The sequence below is a fragment of the Ruegeria sp. CH2 genome, assembly GCF_056537065.1.
This window is the reverse complement of sequence record NZ_JBQFQV010000013.1, coordinates 78,157-94,210: the sequence shown is the minus strand read 5'-3', so window position 1 is coordinate 94,210 and position 16,054 is coordinate 78,157. Positions and strand designations below refer to the sequence as shown.

15 protein-coding genes are annotated in these 16,054 nt (G+C 58.0%); 8 read left to right on the top strand and 7 right to left on the bottom strand.

The annotated features are described in order from the left end of the window. The first annotated feature begins 6 nt into the window (after positions 1–6). On the top strand, positions 7–2,265 hold the full coding sequence (rnr, locus tag ACR0M9_RS16390) for a ribonuclease R (protein ID WP_480774117.1): 2,259 nt from the start codon (positions 7–9) through the stop codon (positions 2,263–2,265). Here rnr and ACR0M9_RS16385 read toward each other — a convergent pair. Beyond that, on the bottom strand, positions 2,256–2,642 hold the full coding sequence (locus ACR0M9_RS16385; protein WP_480774116.1) for a DUF1801 domain-containing protein: 387 nt from the start codon (positions 2,640–2,642) through the stop codon (positions 2,256–2,258). The two genes, rnr and ACR0M9_RS16385, sit on opposite strands and share 10 nt — an antisense overlap. Then, the gene (locus ACR0M9_RS16380; RefSeq protein WP_480774115.1) at positions 2,639–3,337 is read right to left on the bottom strand and encodes a glutathione S-transferase family protein; all 699 of its coding nucleotides are present in this window, start codon (positions 3,335–3,337) and stop codon (positions 2,639–2,641) included. Before ACR0M9_RS16380 ends, ACR0M9_RS16385 begins: the two co-directional genes overlap by 4 nt. Positions 3,338–3,421: 84 nt before the next feature. Here ACR0M9_RS16380 and ACR0M9_RS16375 point away from each other — a divergent pair, with 84 nt between their 5' ends. After that, positions 3,422–4,135: a helix-turn-helix transcriptional regulator gene (locus ACR0M9_RS16375; protein WP_480774114.1), complete on the top strand. Its 714-nt coding sequence runs from the start codon at positions 3,422–3,424 to the stop codon at positions 4,133–4,135. A gap of 87 nt (positions 4,136–4,222) precedes the next feature. Then, on the top strand, positions 4,223–5,515 hold the full coding sequence (locus tag ACR0M9_RS16370; RefSeq protein ID WP_480774113.1) for a lytic murein transglycosylase: 1,293 nt from the start codon (positions 4,223–4,225) through the stop codon (positions 5,513–5,515). 50 nt (positions 5,516–5,565) lie between these two features. Here the strand turns inward: ACR0M9_RS16370 and ACR0M9_RS16365 are convergent, their stop codons facing one another. Together ACR0M9_RS16365 and ACR0M9_RS16360 are read right to left on the bottom strand one after the other, a co-directional pair. Next, on the bottom strand, positions 5,566–6,963 hold the full coding sequence (locus ACR0M9_RS16365) for an aspartate aminotransferase family protein (protein WP_480488565.1): 1,398 nt from the start codon (positions 6,961–6,963) through the stop codon (positions 5,566–5,568). A gap of 77 nt (positions 6,964–7,040) precedes the next feature. After that, on the bottom strand, positions 7,041–7,724 hold the full coding sequence (locus ACR0M9_RS16360; protein ID WP_480484143.1) for a GntR family transcriptional regulator: 684 nt from the start codon (positions 7,722–7,724) through the stop codon (positions 7,041–7,043). Positions 7,725–7,864: 140 nt separating this feature from the next. Between ACR0M9_RS16360 and ACR0M9_RS16355 the strand changes: the two genes are divergently transcribed. The 5 genes from ACR0M9_RS16355 (at position 7,865) to ACR0M9_RS16335 (ending at position 13,153) form a co-directional block, all read left to right on the top strand. Continuing rightward, positions 7,865–8,950 (top strand): polyamine ABC transporter substrate-binding protein, encoded by a 1,086-nt coding sequence (locus ACR0M9_RS16355; RefSeq protein ID WP_267363696.1) that lies wholly within the window; start codon positions 7,865–7,867, stop codon positions 8,948–8,950. Between the two features lie 69 nt (positions 8,951–9,019). Continuing rightward, positions 9,020–10,147: an ABC transporter ATP-binding protein gene (locus ACR0M9_RS16350; RefSeq protein WP_480484142.1), complete on the top strand. Its 1,128-nt coding sequence runs from the start codon at positions 9,020–9,022 to the stop codon at positions 10,145–10,147. Beyond that, positions 10,147–11,037 carry an ABC transporter permease subunit gene (locus tag ACR0M9_RS16345; protein ID WP_480484141.1) on the top strand — a complete coding sequence of 297 codons (891 nt, stop codon included), beginning with the start codon at positions 10,147–10,149 and terminating at the stop codon, positions 11,035–11,037. The genes ACR0M9_RS16350 and ACR0M9_RS16345 overlap by 1 nt, the downstream gene beginning before the upstream one ends. Continuing rightward, entirely contained in the window at positions 11,034–11,852 is an 819-nt protein-coding gene (locus tag ACR0M9_RS16340) for an ABC transporter permease (RefSeq protein WP_480474178.1), read from the top strand. Before ACR0M9_RS16345 ends, ACR0M9_RS16340 begins: the two co-directional genes overlap by 4 nt. Then, positions 11,849–13,153 carry an NAD(P)/FAD-dependent oxidoreductase gene (locus tag ACR0M9_RS16335; protein WP_480484140.1) on the top strand — a complete coding sequence of 435 codons (1,305 nt, stop codon included), beginning with the start codon at positions 11,849–11,851 and terminating at the stop codon, positions 13,151–13,153. Before ACR0M9_RS16340 ends, ACR0M9_RS16335 begins: the two co-directional genes overlap by 4 nt. On the opposite strand, the gene ACR0M9_RS16330 is transcribed toward ACR0M9_RS16335, so the two are convergent. The 3 genes from ACR0M9_RS16330 to ACR0M9_RS16320 are packed head-to-tail and all read right to left on the bottom strand — an operon-like array spanning position 13,146 to position 15,994. Next, the gene (locus ACR0M9_RS16330; RefSeq protein WP_480484139.1) at positions 13,146–14,033 is read right to left on the bottom strand and encodes a phosphotransferase; all 888 of its coding nucleotides are present in this window, start codon (positions 14,031–14,033) and stop codon (positions 13,146–13,148) included. The genes ACR0M9_RS16335 and ACR0M9_RS16330 overlap by 8 nt on opposite strands. Positions 14,034–14,083: 50 nt before the next feature. Continuing rightward, positions 14,084–14,746, bottom strand: coding sequence for a flagellar hook capping FlgD N-terminal domain-containing protein (locus tag ACR0M9_RS16325; protein WP_480506444.1), 663 nt, complete (start codon positions 14,744–14,746; stop codon positions 14,084–14,086). A gap of 3 nt (positions 14,747–14,749) precedes the next feature. Further along, on the bottom strand, positions 14,750–15,994 hold the full coding sequence (locus tag ACR0M9_RS16320) for a flagellar hook-length control protein FliK (RefSeq protein WP_480774112.1): 1,245 nt from the start codon (positions 15,992–15,994) through the stop codon (positions 14,750–14,752). Positions 15,995–16,054 lie beyond the last annotated feature (60 nt).

The following is a 16,054-nucleotide window of genomic DNA, read 5'->3' as shown; positions in this document are numbered from 1 at the left end:
GGAAGCATGACTCGCATCCCCACCAAGCAGGAGGTCCTTGACTGGATCTCGGCGAACCCCACCCTGACCTCGAAACGCGACATCGCCAAAGCCTTTGGTATCAAGGGCGCGGATCGCATTGACCTCAAGCGCATCCTCAAAGAGCTTGAGGCCGAAGGACACCTTGAAAAACGCAAGCGCAGCTATCGCGATCCAGACCGTCTTCCACCTGTCAGTGTCTTGCAGGTGAAGGCCCCGAATGCCGATGGTGATCTGTTTGCCCGCCCACTGGAATGGCATGGCGAAGGCGTCGAGCCCATCGTTCTGATCATCGCGCGGGCCAGCGACCCGGCCCTGGGTGAGGGTGACCGCATTCTGGCCCGCCTGACCGTCGTGCACGAAGAAGATCACAATTACGAAGCCCGCCTGATCCGCCGAATCGGGACCAACCCGCGCAAGATCGTGGGCATATTCCGCAAAGGGGCCGAAGGGGGCAGAATCGTCCCTATCGACAAGGCGGGCCAGACTGAATGGCTGGTTGCCGATGGCGCGGTGCATGGTGCCAAAGACGGCGAATTGGTCGAGGCCGAACAGGCCGGGCCGAAAAATCGCATGGGCCTGCCGCGTGCGCGCATTGTTGAACGGTTGGGTGATCCGACCGCGCCCAAGGCTGTTTCGCTGATCGCGATCCACCAGCACGGTATCCCGGATGACTTTCCCGACAAGGTCATTGCTGAAGCAGACAATGCCAAACCCGTTGGCCTGAAGGGCCGCGAGGACCTGCGGGACATGCCGCTGCTGACCATCGACCCTTCGGATGCGCGCGATCGTGATGATGCCTGTTACGCGCACGCGGATGAAGACCCCAAGAACCCTGGTGGACATGTGATCTGGGTCGCTATCGCCGATGTTGCTGCTTATGTGCTGCCCGGCTCGGCCCTGGACCGCGAGGCGCGCAAGCGGGGCAATTCAAGTTATTTCCCTGACCGTGTGGTGCCGATGCTGCCTGATCGGCTGTCGGGTGATCTGTGTTCCCTGCATGAAGGTGTCCCGCGCGCCTGTGTCGCTGTGCGGATGCAGATTGACGCGGACGGTAACAAGATTGGTCATCGTTTCGTGCGGGGGTTGATGCGTTCGGTCGCGTCGCTGAACTATGCCGAAGTGCAGGAGGCCATCGACGGCAACCCGAACGACCGCACCGGGCCATTGCTGGAGACGGTCTTGAAACCGCTTTATGCCGCCTATGCCGCGCTGAAGAAAGCGCGGGCTGTGCGACAGCCACTGGAACTGGACCTGCCCGAGCGTAAGATCGTGCTCAGCGAGACGGGTCATGTTGAAAGCGTGGCGTTCCGCGACCGGTTGGATGCGCATCGGTTGATCGAAGAGTTCATGATCCTCGCCAATGTTTCGGCTGCCGAGACACTGATCGCCAAGCGCCGTCCGCTGCTGTTTCGCGTGCACGAGGAACCCGCGCCCGAGAAGCTGGAAAGCCTGCGTGAAACGGCGCAGGCCGCCGGATTGAACCTTGCCAAGGGGCAGGTGCTGCAAACCAGCCACCTGAATGCGCTGCTGAACGCCGCCGCCGGGACCGAGGATGCGGAACTGATCAACCTGACCACTCTGCGGTCAATGGCACAGGCATATTACAACCCAGAAAACTTCGGCCATTTCGGGCTGGCGCTGCGGAACTACGCGCATTTCACCTCTCCTATCCGGCGCTATGCCGATCTGGTCGTGCATCGGGCGCTGATCTCGGCCCACGGTTGGGGCACGGACGGTTTGACAGAAGACGAGATTACCCGGCTCGAAGAAACGGCCACTCATATCTCGGATACCGAACGCCGATCCATGATGGCTGAACGGGACACGACTGACCGTTATCTGGCCGCGTATCTCAGCGAACGGGTTGGCAATGAGTTCACAGGCCGGATCAGCGGCATTGCCCGGTTTGGTGCATTTGTCAAAATGGACGAAACCGGCGCGGATGGCTTGGTTCCGGTGCGATCATTGGGGCGCGAGTTCTTCCATTTCGACCGCGAGGCCGGGACCCTTATGGGGGCGGACACGGGGCTGATTATCGCCATCGGCCAACGTGTCACCGTTCGACTGACCGAAGCGACACCTGTGACCGGCGGGTTGGAGCTGGAGCTGCTGTCCATCGATGACCAGGCCTTGCCGCGCGGACATGGGCCAAAAGGGCGATCATCCCGGCGCAAAGCGATCAGCACCAAGCGCAAGAAAGACAAGATCAAGCGCAAGGTCGAACGCAAGCGTCGTCAGAGGTGATAGGTCAACGCGCGGGCAATCAGCCATCCGTGGCGTGTTGGATCGATTTGTGCGGTGTCATCAAACAGAACGGCACGGTTCCCATCGATCCGGTCCTCGCCCGGAAAGGCGGATGTGAAATCGCTTATCAACCGGCTCTGACAATGCACAAACAAGGCGAAACGTGCCGATTTGTGCGCGCCCAGCCGGATCGTTGACCCTTTGGGCGCAAGATAGGCGGGCTGACCCCAGCGCAGTTCCTCTCGCACCGTGCGGACGGCAGGCAGAGAGGCTGCCGTGTCAAACACAAGCGCCCGCAAGGCCAGAGCCCCCGCACGGGTTTGCGGGGGCAGGGTCTCAAAGGCCGAAGCGACCAAAGGGTTTTCAAAGGGTTTCATGCAATTGGTATCGCCTGTTCCAACCGATCCACGTAGCTGTTCAGCAGGTTATCCTGTTTGATCCGGCGGGTCAGGGGGGTGTCCGCAGGTGTGGCGCGCATCGCGGCAAGCATAGGACCAACGCTCATATCAGCCGATGTCGGACGGTCCCCAAGCAGGAAAGAGGATTGCCACAGATAGGCCGAGATCGCCTCGAGGTCACGTTCGATCCGGTCCAGCCGTTCGGACAGCGAAAACCGCCCGATTCCCTGTGACGTAATCCCCTTCAGAACGGATTTCCGGATCGCATTGGATGCCGGTTTCCGGATCAACGCCGGAATTCCGGTAAAGAACGTATCGCGTAAGACTGGCCAGACTTCGTCATTGCCCCAACGATCCAGAACGATGTGAAAATACAGATGCTCTTCGGCCATGCGCACCAGTGCGCGGGACTGCGCCTTTTCGACATCCGTCAACCCTTTGTCGAAATCCGCGCCCTGCTGTTCCAACCATTCGCGGATCAGGTCGCTGTCCGGAACCAGGCGTTCCGGCGTCCGCAAAACGGGCAGCTTCTGGTGGGGCATCTTGCGGGGGTCAAGCATATCCGAGCGTTGCCAAGTCTGACCGGACTGCTCAAGCATCAATGCTGTCTTGACGCAGAAGGGGCTGGCACTGAACAGGCCGAAGGCAGAGGGGAAGGTGAGAAGGGTCAGCATTATGAGGCTCCGTGTCATTGTGTGCTGACTGAGTATCGGGACCTAATGACATTTTCTGTCATTAGGGGTAAGCTATTGTACATCATGTCCCGCACCGCCCGATTGTTCCAACTGATGCAAGCCCTGCGTTCTGGTCCTTCGCCCAGAACATCCGAACAGTTGGCGCAGGATTTGGGTGTTTCGGCCCGAACAATTCATCGGGATATTGATGCATTGCGCGGACTGGGTGCCGTGATCGACGGCGAAGCGGGGTTTGGCTTTACCCTGATCGAGGACGCGACCCTGCCCCCATTGGGGTTCACTGATGATGAGCTTGAAGCGTTGGTTCTGGGCCTGCGCGAAGTTCAGGTGATTGGCGATCCGGCTTTGTCGGGCGCGGCGGGTACGGCCCTGCGGAAACTTCAGGGACGCTTGCCGCAACGCCAGTCCCATCGGCTCAGCCATGCGGTTCTGGCGGCTACGCGATTCAACCGCCCGCCTGAACCCTCGATTGACGTGGCCACTCTGCGGCAGGCGACGTGGGATGAGCGCGCGGTCGAGTTTTTCTATACAGATGCGAAAGGCGATGCTACGCACAGGCGCGTCAACCCGTTGAGTATCGTCTATCTGGATCACTCGAACGTGTTGTTGGGCTGGTGCCACCTGCGACAGGATTTCCGCGTTTTCCGGTTGGATCGGTTGCAGGACATGTCAGTGACCGAACAAAGCTTCAGGCCGAACCGCGTGCCCCTGCTGCGCGAGGCATTGGAACGCATTCGGGCAGAGCGTGCTGCGCAGGAGCGTGAGGCGAACGTCTGAGCACTTTGTGAATTTCCGATTTTGCGCTACCCTGTGGTCGAGCAGTAATCAGGAAAAAACGGAATGCGAAAATGCGTAGGCGGCGTCATGACCGTCGCATTGTGGGCATCCATAGTGCAGGCGGAAACAACAGAAAACTCCAGATGGGCAGACGGCGGGAAATCGCGCGATGTGCTGCAACTGGCTTCGGCGGATGTAACCGTTTCGATCCGTCCGGTCCCGCGCCCGTTGATTGAGGCCTTGCCCGTGACTTCTGCGACAAAGGCACGGTTTCAGTCTTGGCTCGGCGCCTTTCAGGGCCGTGCGCGACGGCAGGGTATTTCGCAGGGAACACTGAATCAGGTGTTTTCGGGGATGAGCTATGACGAAGATGTCCTGGAACGGGATCGCAATCAGGCCGAGTTTTCGAAACCCATCTGGGAGTATCTTGAGACCGCAGTGTCGGAAACGCGCCTGTCGAACGGGCGTGCGGCCATGCAGCGGCATCGGCAGGTGTTGAACCGGATCGAGGAGGAATACGGCGTCGAAAAAGAGGTGGTCACTGCCATCTGGGGGCTTGAAACCTCGTTCGGGTCCTATCGCGGTAGCAGTCCAACGCTTCGTTCATTGGCAACGCTTGCCTTTGATGCGCGGCGGGCACAATTCTTTGAAACGCAGCTGGTCGCTGCTCTGCGGATCGTGCAGGCTGGCGATATCAGCGCCGGCAACATGCTTGGCAGTTGGGCGGGCGCAATGGGACATACACAATTCATGCCCACGTCATATCTGGATCACGCGGTGGATTTTGACGGTGATGGCCGGCGGGACATCTGGTCGGATGACCCGACGGATGCGCTGGCTTCGGCGGCGTCTTATCTGGCGCGGCATGGTTGGACCAGGGGTCAGCCATGGGGCGTGGAGGTGCGTTTGCCCGCCGATTTCGATTACGCCTCAGCCCGTCGTGATTTTACGCTGATGCCGACCGAATGGGCTGCAAGGGGTGTCGTGGCGCGGGATGGCACCGTCGTGCCGGATCATGGGAAGGCCGCGATCCTGCTTCCGGCCGGAAGTCAGGGCGTTGCGCTGATGATTTTCGAAAATTTCAGCGTGATCGAGGCGTATAACGGGGCCGACGCCTATGTGATTGGCATCGGGCATCTGTCCGACCGGCTTGCAGGGGGCGCACCGTTTCAATCCGACTGGCCGCGCGGCGACCGGGTGCTGAGCTTTGCCGAGAAAAAGGAACTTCAGACCCGTCTGACGGATGCGGGCTTTGACACAAAGGGTGTCGACGGGCGTACCGGGCCAAATACGATCAACGCGGTTCGGGCGTATCAAATGGCGCAGGGGCTGGTCCCGGACGGATACCCCACGCCAAACCTGCTGGAGAGGTTACGGTAAAGAAAAGGCGGCCCGAATGGGCCGCCTTTGAAGACGCATAAGTCGCTAAATCAAGATGCGGCTTTCATCAGCCCTTGTGCAATGATCTCGGCCTGCGCTTCGTCCAGCGACTTGTAGATCCGCACGAACATCTCGTCGATATCCGCAGGTGTCAGGATCAGCGGGGGTGAAATGATCATCCGGTCGCCAACATGGCGCATGATCAGGTTATTGGCAAAGCACCGATCACGGCAGATATAGCCGACCGTGCCGGGTTCGGATGCGAATTTGGCGCGGCTGGCTTTGTCCGGGGTCAGCGCGATGGATGCCATCATGCCAACGATCTTGGCCTCACCCACCAGCGGATGATCTGCCAGTGCCTCCCATTTCTCTTTCAGATAGGGGGCTGCAACGTCGCGCACATGCTCAACGATCTTCTCTTCTTCGAGGATGCGCAGGTTCTCCAACGCCACGGCGGCCGCGACCGGGTGGCCGGAATAGGTATAGCCGTGGTTGAATTCGGTACCGCCGATTACTTCGGCAATTTCGTCGTTTACGATGGACCCGCCGATGGGCGCATAGCCCGAGCTAAGGCCCTTGGCGATGGTCATAATATGCGGCTTGATGCCAACGGTTTGCGACCCGAACCAGTTGCCTGTCCGGCCAAATCCGCATATGACCTCGTCAGCTATCAGCAGGATATCGTACTTGTCGCAGATACGCTGAATTTCCGGCCAGTATGTATCGGGCGCCACGATTACACCGCCTGCGCCCTGAACCGGCTCGGCGATAAAGGCGGCGACCCGGTCTTCGCCCAACTCTTCGATCGCCTCTTCCAGCTCGCGCGCGCGGGCCAGACCGAATTCTTCGGGCGACATATCGCCGCCTTCGGCCCACCAATTGGGTTGGTTAATGTGGTGGATATTCGGGATCGGAATGCCGCCCTGCGCGTGCATCCCGGCCATACCACCCAGCGAGGCCGAACCCACGGATGAGCCGTGATAGGCGTTCTTGCGGCTGATGATGATGTTCTTGTCAGGCTGGCCTTTCTGGGCCCAGTAGGTGCGCACGAGGCGGATATTGGTATCGTTTGCCTCGGACCCGCCTGCTGCGAAAAAGACATGGTTCAGATCGCCCGGTGCCAGTTCGGCAATCTTGGCGGCTAAAGCAATCGCGGGGACGTGGGTCGTTTTGAAGAAGGTGTTGTAATAGGGCAGCTCGCGCATCTGGCGCGCGGCAACATCGGCCAGCTCATCACGCCCATATCCGATATTGACGCACCACAGGCCCGCCATCGCATCCAGAATTTCCTCGCCTTCGCTGTCGGTCAGATAAACACCATTGGCACGTGTGATCACGCGCGCCCCTTCCTTCCCCAGCGCACCATTGGCCGAGAAAGGGTGAATGTGATGCGCGGCATCCAGCGCCTGCAATTCGGCGGTCGGCATGTGGTTGGTGATGGTAGACATCGGAGAATCTCCTACAAGAACGCAGTTGGCGAACACAATATGATCAAATTTTTTCCTGTCAATCGAATCAAGTTAGATCAGACAGACGTCAATGCCTCCGCCATCAGGTCCATACCCTGTTCGATGTCCTGAGCGGTTGCCTTTGCAGTCATTTCTGCGTCACCGGCGCGCAAAGCGGCAATAATGTCCTTGTGCCGATCCGGAAGGCTCTGTGTGCCGAAGCGCCCGCAGACAACACGCAAAGAGGGGCCAAACCGCAACCAAAGTCTTTCAGCCAGATCACTGAGGATCGGCGCGTTTGCGTAAGAATACAGCGTTTCGTGAAAAGCTTGGTTCAAACGCAGATAGCCACCGACATCACCATCGGCGATCATGCGATCCAAATGCCTGTCCAGGCGTTCCAGGTGATCAATGTCCTGCGTTTTCAGGTTGGCGGTTGCACGTCTGGAAAGCTCTGATTCTATTGAAATTCTGGCGAAGATCATCTCTTCAATATCGTTCGAGTTCAGCAGCGGTACACTGACGCGCCGATTGCCCTGGAAAACCAACCCTCCATCCGAGATCAACCGGCGAATCGCTTCGCGGACCGGAGTCATCCCAACACCCAGCGAATCAGTCAGGCCCTGGATTGTGACGGGCTGACCTGGGACCAGTTCACCGAACAGAATCTGTGATCTGAGTGTTTGGTAAACCTGCTCATGCGCGGGTTGTTTGCCCCCTTCGGTCGACGGCGCATATGCCTTATTTTTGATCAAATCCAATTGGTTCTTCCCATTTCGACTAAGCCTGACTTGTCAGGTGACTGGCCACGTGAAACCATACGCTGGATCGAGGGAAAACGCAAAACTTGATCAAATCCAAAAAAACGGGAAAATACCCGTACACTTGCAGGGAGAAGAATATGACAATCAAAACGCTGACTATGACGGCGGTCATCGCATTGGGGACTTCGGCGGCATTTGCTGAAGAGGTGCGTGTTTACAACTGGTCCGACTACATCGACGAAGAACTGCTGAGCAAATTCGAAGCAGAAACAGGTCTGACCCTGATCTATGACGTGTTTGACAGCAACGAGGTTCTGGAAACCAAGATGCTGGCTGGTGGTTCGGGCTATGATGTGGTGGTGCCGTCAGGTACATTCCTTCAGCGCCAGATCCAGGCCGGCGCGTTTCAGCAGCTGGACCAAAGCAAGCTTTCGAACGCCGGAAACCTTTGGGATGTAATCGAAGAGCGAACCGCCGGTTATGACCCGGACAACGCGTATTCGATCAACTACATGTGGGGAACAACCGGGATCGGCGTGAATGTCGGTAAGGTCAAAGAGGTTCTGGGCGACGACGTTGCTCTGAACAGCATGGATCTGGTCTTGAAGCCCGAGAACATGGAAAAGCTGGCCACTTGCGGCGTGCATTTCCTGGATGCCCCGGCCGAGATCATTCCCATGGTGCTGCAATACCTTGGTGAAAACCCCGACAGCCACGACGCGGACGTGATTGGCAAGACCGAAGCGGTTCTGACGGCGGTCCGCCCGCATATCCAGAAATTCCACAGCTCGGAATACATCAATGCACTGGCAAACGGCGATATCTGCGTTGCTGTGGGCTGGTCGGGTGACATCCTTCAGGCACGCGACCGTGCTGCAGAAGCAGATAACGGTGTAGAGATTGAATACCACCCCTTCGCCGAAGGGTCGCTGATGTGGTTCGACCAGATGGCAATTCCTGTCGATGCTCCAAATCCCGAAGGCGCACACACGTTCCTCAACTTCATTCTGGACGCCAACAACATGGCGGCGGCATCGAACTATGTGTATTACGCCAATGGCAACAAAGCGTCTCAGGAATTTCTGGAAGAGGACGTGATCGGCGATCCGGCCATCTATCCGGATGATGCCACGATGCAGAACCTGTACATCACGACACCTTATCCGGCGAAAACACAGCGGGTCGTGACGCGTCTGTGGACCAAGGTCAAATCGGGTACCTGATCCGAATTGCACCGGCAGGGCGGCGCCGCCGCCTTGCCTCTCTTTCCAGCTATTCGAACGAGGGCCGTAGTGAATTCTGACGTCTTTGCGCCATGGGATGACCCGCAGGCGAAACCCTTGATCCAGTTCCGAAACGTGACCAAGCGTTTTGGTGAATTTACTGCCATCGACAACCTGTCTCTGGATATCTTCGAGCGAGAGTTCTTTGCCCTGCTTGGTCCGTCTGGATGTGGCAAAACGACGATGATGCGGATGCTGGCCGGGTTCGAAACACCGACCGAAGGCCAAATCCTGCTTGGGGGGAAGGATATCGACCCGATCCCGCCCAACAAGCGGGCCGTGAACATGATGTTCCAGTCCTATGCCCTTTTTCCTCATCTTAGCGTCTGGGAAAACATCGCCTTTGGCTTGCGCCGGGACAGAATGCCCAAACACGATCTGGAAGACCGGGTCGAAGAGATGCTGCGCCTGACCCGGCTTGAACAGTTCGCCCGCCGCAAACCGCATCAGATATCGGGTGGGCAGAGGCAGCGTGTGGCGCTGGCGCGCTCACTTGCCAAAGCGCCCAAGCTTTTGCTGCTGGATGAACCGCTGGGCGCGCTGGACAAGAAGTTGCGCCAGGATACCCAATTCGAACTGATGGATATTCAGGAAAAAACCGGCACCACATTCGTGATCGTTACGCACGATCAGGAAGAGGCCATGACAGTCGCCAGCCGTGTGGCGGTGATGGATCAGGGTCAGCTTATGCAGGTTGCCACTCCGGACCGGATTTATGAGAACCCCGCCTCGGTCTATGTCGCTGATTTCATCGGGGACGTGAACATCATCGAAGGGCGCGCGACATCTGTCGGAGAGGATACCTATCAGGTAGACTGGGCCGAAGGGCAAGCGCCGCTGACCGCCGCATCAGCGAAGAACTTTGAAAAAAGTCAGTTTTGCCATCTGGCGATCCGCCCGGAAAAAGTGACAATCTCGGCCGAGCGTCCGGCAGATGCAGTGAATGCGGTGCAAGGCAAGGTTCATGACATCGCGTATCTGGGCAATCTGTCCACTTACCACGTTGAGTTGGCAAACGGCACAATCATCAAGGCACAGACGGCCAACACCCGCCGCATCTCGCGCCGTTCATTCACCTGGGAAGACCCGGTCTGGCTGTCCTGGACGGCCACGGCTGCGGTTCTGCTGGCCGACTGATGCGCCGCGCTGTTCTGATCGCCATACCTTATGTCTGGCTGTTGGCGCTGTTCATGGTGCCATTCTTCATCGTTCTGAAGATTTCGCTGTCGGACACCGCGCTTGCGATCCCGCCCTATACACCGACACTGGATTTTTCAGCTGGTTGGTCGGGGATCAAAGAGTTCTTCAGCCAGCTTGATCTTGAAAACTTCATCTGGCTGACCGAGGACGACCTGTACTGGAAAGCGTATCTGTCCAGCGTCAAGATCGCTTTGATCTCAACCTTCCTGACTTTGCTGGTTGGCTACCCCATCGCCTATGGCATGGCCCGTGCGCCCGAGGAATGGCGGCCAACACTGATGATGCTGGTGATCCTGCCTTTCTGGACGTCATTCCTGATCCGGGTCTATGCGTGGATGGGCATTCTGTCGAATGAAGGGTACCTTAACCAACTGCTTCTGTGGACGGGCATCATTTCGACGCCTTTGACGATCCTGAACACCTCGACTGCCGTCTATATCGGTATTGTCTACACTTATCTTCCGTTCATGATCCTGCCGATCTATTCGTCATTGGAACGCATGGATGGTTCGTTGATCGAGGCGGCCGAGGATTTGGGTTGCTCGAGGGCACAAGCCTTCTGGCTGGTCACCATTCCACTGTCCAGACCGGGCATCATCGCAGGTTGTTTTCTGGTGATGATCCCCGTGATCGGTGAGTTTGTGATCCCGTCACTACTGGGTGGGTCCGGCACGTTGATGATCGGCAAGGTTCTGTGGGAAGAGTTTTTCTCGAACCGAGACTGGCCCGTGGCAAGTGCTGTCGCGATCGTGCTGTTGCTTATTCTGGTCGTTCCCATTGTGCTGTTCCAGCGCAACCAGCAGAAACAGGCGGAGGCTGACGGATGAACAGATTAAGCTGGTTCAATACAGTTTCGCTGACGCTGGGTTTTGCGTTCCTCTATATTCCGATGATCATCCTGATCATCTTCAGCTTTAACGAAAGCAAGCTGGTCACGGTCTGGGCCGGGTTTTCGACCAAATGGTATGGCGAACTGGTTCAGAACGAGGCATTTCTGGATGCCGCGTGGGTCACGGTCCGGGTTGCGGTGTTTTCTTCGACACTGGCAACGATTCTGGGGACTGCGGCCGCTTATGTGCTGGTTCGGGGCAAGCGGTTCTTTGGCCGGACACTGTTTTCCGGCATGATCTACGCGCCACTTGTGATGCCCGAGGTGATCACCGGCCTGTCGCTGTTGTTGCTGTTTATCGGGATCGGGCTGGACCGGGGTATCCTGACAATCGTTCTGGCTCACACAACATTTTCGATGTGTTTTGTCTCGGTTGTCGTCTCGTCACGGCTTGTGACATTCGACAAATCGCTGGAAGAAGCCGCTTTGGATCTGGGTTGTTCACCCGCGCAGGCCTTTGGTCTGGTCACCCTGCCGATCATCGCGCCTGCGGTAATCTCGGGCTGGCTGCTGGCTTTCACATTGTCGCTGGATGATCTGGTTATCGCGTCGTTCACATCGGGCCCGTCGGCGACGACCCTGCCGATCAAGATCTTTTCGGCCGTGCGGCTGGGCGTCAGCCCCGAGATAAACGCGCTGTCGACGATTATGATCGCGGTCGTGACGGTTGGGGTGATCACGGCCTCACTTGTGACCAAACGCGCGATGATGCGCCAACGGCAGGACGAGCAGGCCGCTGCGCGCACCGAATGAAACGGATATTTCCCGAATACACCTATGGCGCAGGTCCTCGTGGTGGTTGCTGGTGGGACGAAACCATTGCAAACCCGAACTGGCCAGAGCTTCAGGGCGATCTGAACGTTGATGTTGCCATCGTCGGTGGCGGCTTTACAGGGGTCTCAGCGGCTTTGCATCTGGCCGAAAACGCGACCTCGGTAGCTGTGTTCGAGGCAGGCCCGCCGGGGTGGGGCGCATCAGGTCGCAATGGCGGTTTCTGCTGTCTTGGCGGATCGAAGCTTGGGCAAAAGTCTATGGTGCGCCGCTATGGCCGCGAAGCGGCGCAAGCCTATGAGACGGCTGAACAGGATGCGGTCCAGCTTGTTGCCGATCTGCTGGCGCGGCATCGGATTGACGCCGATACGCATTCCAACGGTGAGACTCAACTGGCCCATTCGCGGCATGCGATGGATGTCCTGCGCCGATACGCGGACGAGACCGGCATTCTGCACCAAGCCGCTGAATTACCAGCGCTCGGTATGGGTGGTGCATTTTTCGGTGGGTATACTCTGCCGGTTGGCTTCGGGCTCAATCCCCGGAAATACCTGTTCGGGCTGGCAAGCGCTGCGGCAGCTTCGGGAGCGAATTTCTTCCAGAACAGCCCCGTTCTGAACATTGAAAAAACGACGTCCGGCTTCAGGCTGCAAACAAGCGCGGGGCAGGTTAACGCACAGGTCGTGCTGATTTGTACCAACGGGTATTCCAGCGAAGACATCCCCGATTGGATGTCCGGACGCTATTTGCCTGCGCAATCGACGGTTATGGTAACACGCCCACTTAGCCAGGCAGAACTATTGGCGCAGGGCTGGAACTCGGACCAGATATGTTACGACACGCGCAATCTTCTGCACTATTTTCGCCTGATGCCGGATGGGCGCTTTTTGTTCGGAATGAGAGGCGGCTTGTTGTCGTCGCCCCGGTCCGAGGCCGCGATCCGGGCAAAGGTTCAACAGGATTTCAAACGCATGTTCCCGGCCTGGGCAGCGGTTGAGGCGACTCATATCTGGTCGGGGATGGTGTGCCTTTCGCGAAGCCTGATGCCTTATGTCGGTGCCGTGCCCAAGCAGCCAGGCATGTTTGCCGGATTTGCGTATCATGGCAACGGCGTCGCTATGGGGACTTACAGCGGGCGCGCATTGGCGCGGCTGGCATTGGGCAAAGAGGCCCACTTGCCAGCCCCGATGAGGCAAACTCCTGAACGGTTTCCGATGGGCCGCTGGCGTCGCGCATTGATGCCACCGGCATACGCCCTCTTTGCGCTTTCCGACCTCAGGTAAACTCAATCGGTTTCAGGATTTCGATTTCCAGTTTCAACCCTTCGGAATAGTCGGGTGCACCGTTTTCTGCGCGCCACAGGCAATAAGCGGCCATGCGCCAAGCATACCATGGCTTGAGCCGTTGATAACGGGCAACAATCTCGGGTCTGCGATAGGCGGACAGAAACTGAACTTCTTCCGCGTCCGACAATGGTGAGCCCCGGTACAACCTTTGCATTGCCGGGGACAGAAACAGCGCAAGGTCTTCGCACGGGTCGCCAAAGGCCGGGCATTGCCAGTCGATCAAGGTCAGGCCGCGGGACGCGACCAGAATATTTCCAGCGACCGGATCGCCATGGATCAGGCAAGTCTTGGTCGTGGGGGGGACGGATATCGAAGGTTGCAGTTTTGCCAGTTCGTTTCGGGTTTCTGACCTGCACCCTTGCAGAATTCTGTGCCCATGGGCCATCAGGTCCGCGCTGCCGTTACACCCGGCGGGCGCTGGAATGGTGTTGGGCAGCGAGTGCAACCTGCGCAGCAGTTCACCAACCTTGTCCGACCCATTCCGCCAAGGTGTTCCGGGTGCGTGGTCGTAAAACACCCAATGCGCGTTCCTGTGCTGTCCTGCGGCGCGCAGCCTTGGTACAAATCCGGTCGGTCCAAGCGCCTTGAGGCAGAGAGCTTCCAGCTTTGCATCATTTCGAAACAAGGGGTTGCGTAAGGTCGGGCTGTAGAGCTTCAGTACTTTGTCGCCGTTGTCCCCCAGCACTTTCCACACCCTGTTGGTCCGACCACCATACAGGATTTCGAACTGCGCGTACATGTTGACCAACCCCATAGTGCTGAGGTGTTCAACCAGATCATGAGGGGGGGCAGGCAGGTCGGGCAGAGGTCTTTTCACTTCTTCTGGCGAGTCGAGTTGCCAACCTTTGGCCCGTACTGCCTGACAGATCAAGCGCCCGTTCGGACCGCAGTGATCAGATCTGCGGAAATCACTTGACCACCTTGCAGGGTCAGCAGAACAGCATCCTCTCCCACCTGCGCTTCGACGACGCGGTTATAGGCAGCAACCGGTTTCTCGGAAATCAGCCGGTCATTCTTATAGCTTTCCAGCGTCGCGGTGTAGTTGCCAGCGGCCATCGGATCGCCTGAGGAATTCACACCTGCCCAAGCAAACTCCGTCGCTGTTGTGGGAACAGAAACCGTGTCGACGACTGTGCCTTCATGATCACGGATCACCAGTCTGGTTGCGTCCGCGTCAGAATCCGCGTTCGAGAACAGGGTCACCGGCTGGCCGTTGAAATGGAACCCCGATGCAGATCGGACGTCCATTCCGACCCAGCTTGCAAGGTCGTTCAGATTGACACTGCCAAGCGTGCTGGTCAGGGCGGAAAGCAGGTCATTGGTTTGAACCTGTTGTTCAACCATCGAAAACTGCGCAAGTTGCGATGCGTATTCGGTTGAATCCATCGGCTCCAGCGGGTCCTGATTCTGGGCCTGCGCGGTCAGCATCAGCAGAAACGTTTCGAAATCCGAGGTGATCGCAGAACTCCGGGACGGACCGGCAGTTTGCTGAGAGGTGGCAGCCTGTGTGGCGGTGACGGGTGTGATCATTTTTCAATATCTCATATCGATGCCCCTGACCGGAGCAGGAGTTTGTGGAAGCGGCGTGGCTTGCGCGAGGTGTACGTTCTGAACCGGTTCGGATTCCGGTGCGGCCTGAGCGTCGAATTCATCTGTCCACTGATCCCGTGCACCTGAATCCGACGGAGTCCCCAGATCGATGTTCAGGTTCCCATAGCCCAGTTTCTGAAACTCCTCCGTAAGAACGGACAGGTGGCGGCGCAAAAGTTCCATCGTGTCCGGGCGTTCGGTGGCGATTGTCATCTGGAGCCCGTCATCCCGACCGTTCAGCACAATGGATACGCGCCCCAATTCTTCGGGGCTTAGCGAGATTTCCATGATGCCGGTTCCCGGTCGGGTCTGAATCGTTGCCGCCAATTGCCCGGCTATGGCACGGGCAATTTCAGCACGGGCGAACGGAGAGGGCATCGCCGAGTGTTGTGCCACCTCGCGGGGGGCTTGCTGAACGGGTTCGTCTAAGGCGATGGGCACAGAGTCAACCTCATGAACCGGTGCCGCCTGTTCCGCTTCGATTGAGTTGAGGATCAGCTGAAGCTGCGCAACGGGTGTCGCGCGGTTTGGACTTGTCGGATTGGGCGTGGCAGCGACTTCCGCTGTCTCGGGCGCCGTCTTTGCGCTTTCAAGGAGGGGTTCGGCTTTCAACCCGGCTGTCTGGTCCTTTGATCGGGTTGGCTGGCTCAGCACAGGCAAAGCCTCTGAGGGTTTTTGGGCTGGCGTGACCTGGGTCGAAGCGGTGTGAACCTGCTCTTCGATTGGTTGCCCGGGCACAAAGGGTTGAATGTCGGTCTGACGGGGCAAACCCATTGACGCAACGGTTTGTTCCGGTTCTGTCGTACCCGTTGCGGGGATATCCGCTGCGGCAGGAACAAACGGCGCGGGATGCACTGTATCTGCCCCAGGCGTTTCGGATGTCCCGGCCATCTCGGTCTGCGACGAAATGTTGTTTGCCAACTCTGGTGCCCGAGGTGAAATCGCCTCGACAGATGCCTCAGCCGTGTTTGACAGAACGGCCTCAACCTCAATCTCGGCAGTTTCGTCGGTGGTTTCGATAGAAGTGGCCAAAGCCGTGGTGCCGGGGAGAGGATGTGTTTGGTTTCCCTGTTCAAGGATGTCCTCGAAACTGTCCGACCCGGCAGTACGACCCGGATCTTTGGCGGGCGAACTGGGTTTCGCAGTTGCTGTTGGCGCTGCGGCTGCCAGCGTTAGTGGGTTGGGCATTTTGCTCTGGCTCCGTGTGATTGATCAGAACTCTGCCCGCAGGAAGTTACGTTTATTTTA

Bases quoted from the DNA above. Each gene is read 5' to 3' on its own strand.
- rnr (WP_480774117.1), top strand. From the start codon at position 7: ATGACTCGCATCCCCACCAAGCAGGAGGTCCTTGACTGGATCTCGGCG.
- ACR0M9_RS16385 (WP_480774116.1), bottom strand. From the start codon at position 2,642: ATGAAACCCTTTGAAAACCCTTTGGTCGCTTCGGCCTTTGAGACCCTG.
- ACR0M9_RS16380 (WP_480774115.1), bottom strand. From the start codon at position 3,337: ATGCTGACCCTTCTCACCTTCCCCTCTGCCTTCGGCCTGTTCAGTGCC.
- ACR0M9_RS16375 (WP_480774114.1), top strand. From the start codon at position 3,422: ATGTCCCGCACCGCCCGATTGTTCCAACTGATGCAAGCCCTGCGTTCT.
- ACR0M9_RS16370 (WP_480774113.1), top strand. From the start codon at position 4,223: ATGACCGTCGCATTGTGGGCATCCATAGTGCAGGCGGAAACAACAGAA.
- ACR0M9_RS16365 (WP_480488565.1), bottom strand. From the start codon at position 6,963: ATGTCTACCATCACCAACCACATGCCGACCGCCGAATTGCAGGCGCTG.
- ACR0M9_RS16355 (WP_267363696.1), top strand. From the start codon at position 7,865: ATGACAATCAAAACGCTGACTATGACGGCGGTCATCGCATTGGGGACT.
- ACR0M9_RS16345 (WP_480484141.1), top strand. From the start codon at position 10,147: ATGCGCCGCGCTGTTCTGATCGCCATACCTTATGTCTGGCTGTTGGCG.
- ACR0M9_RS16340 (WP_480474178.1), top strand. From the start codon at position 11,034: ATGAACAGATTAAGCTGGTTCAATACAGTTTCGCTGACGCTGGGTTTT.
- ACR0M9_RS16335 (WP_480484140.1), top strand. From the start codon at position 11,849: ATGAAACGGATATTTCCCGAATACACCTATGGCGCAGGTCCTCGTGGT.
- ACR0M9_RS16325 (WP_480506444.1), bottom strand. From the start codon at position 14,746: ATGATCACACCCGTCACCGCCACACAGGCTGCCACCTCTCAGCAAACT.
- ACR0M9_RS16320 (WP_480774112.1), bottom strand. From the start codon at position 15,994: ATGCCCAACCCACTAACGCTGGCAGCCGCAGCGCCAACAGCAACTGCG.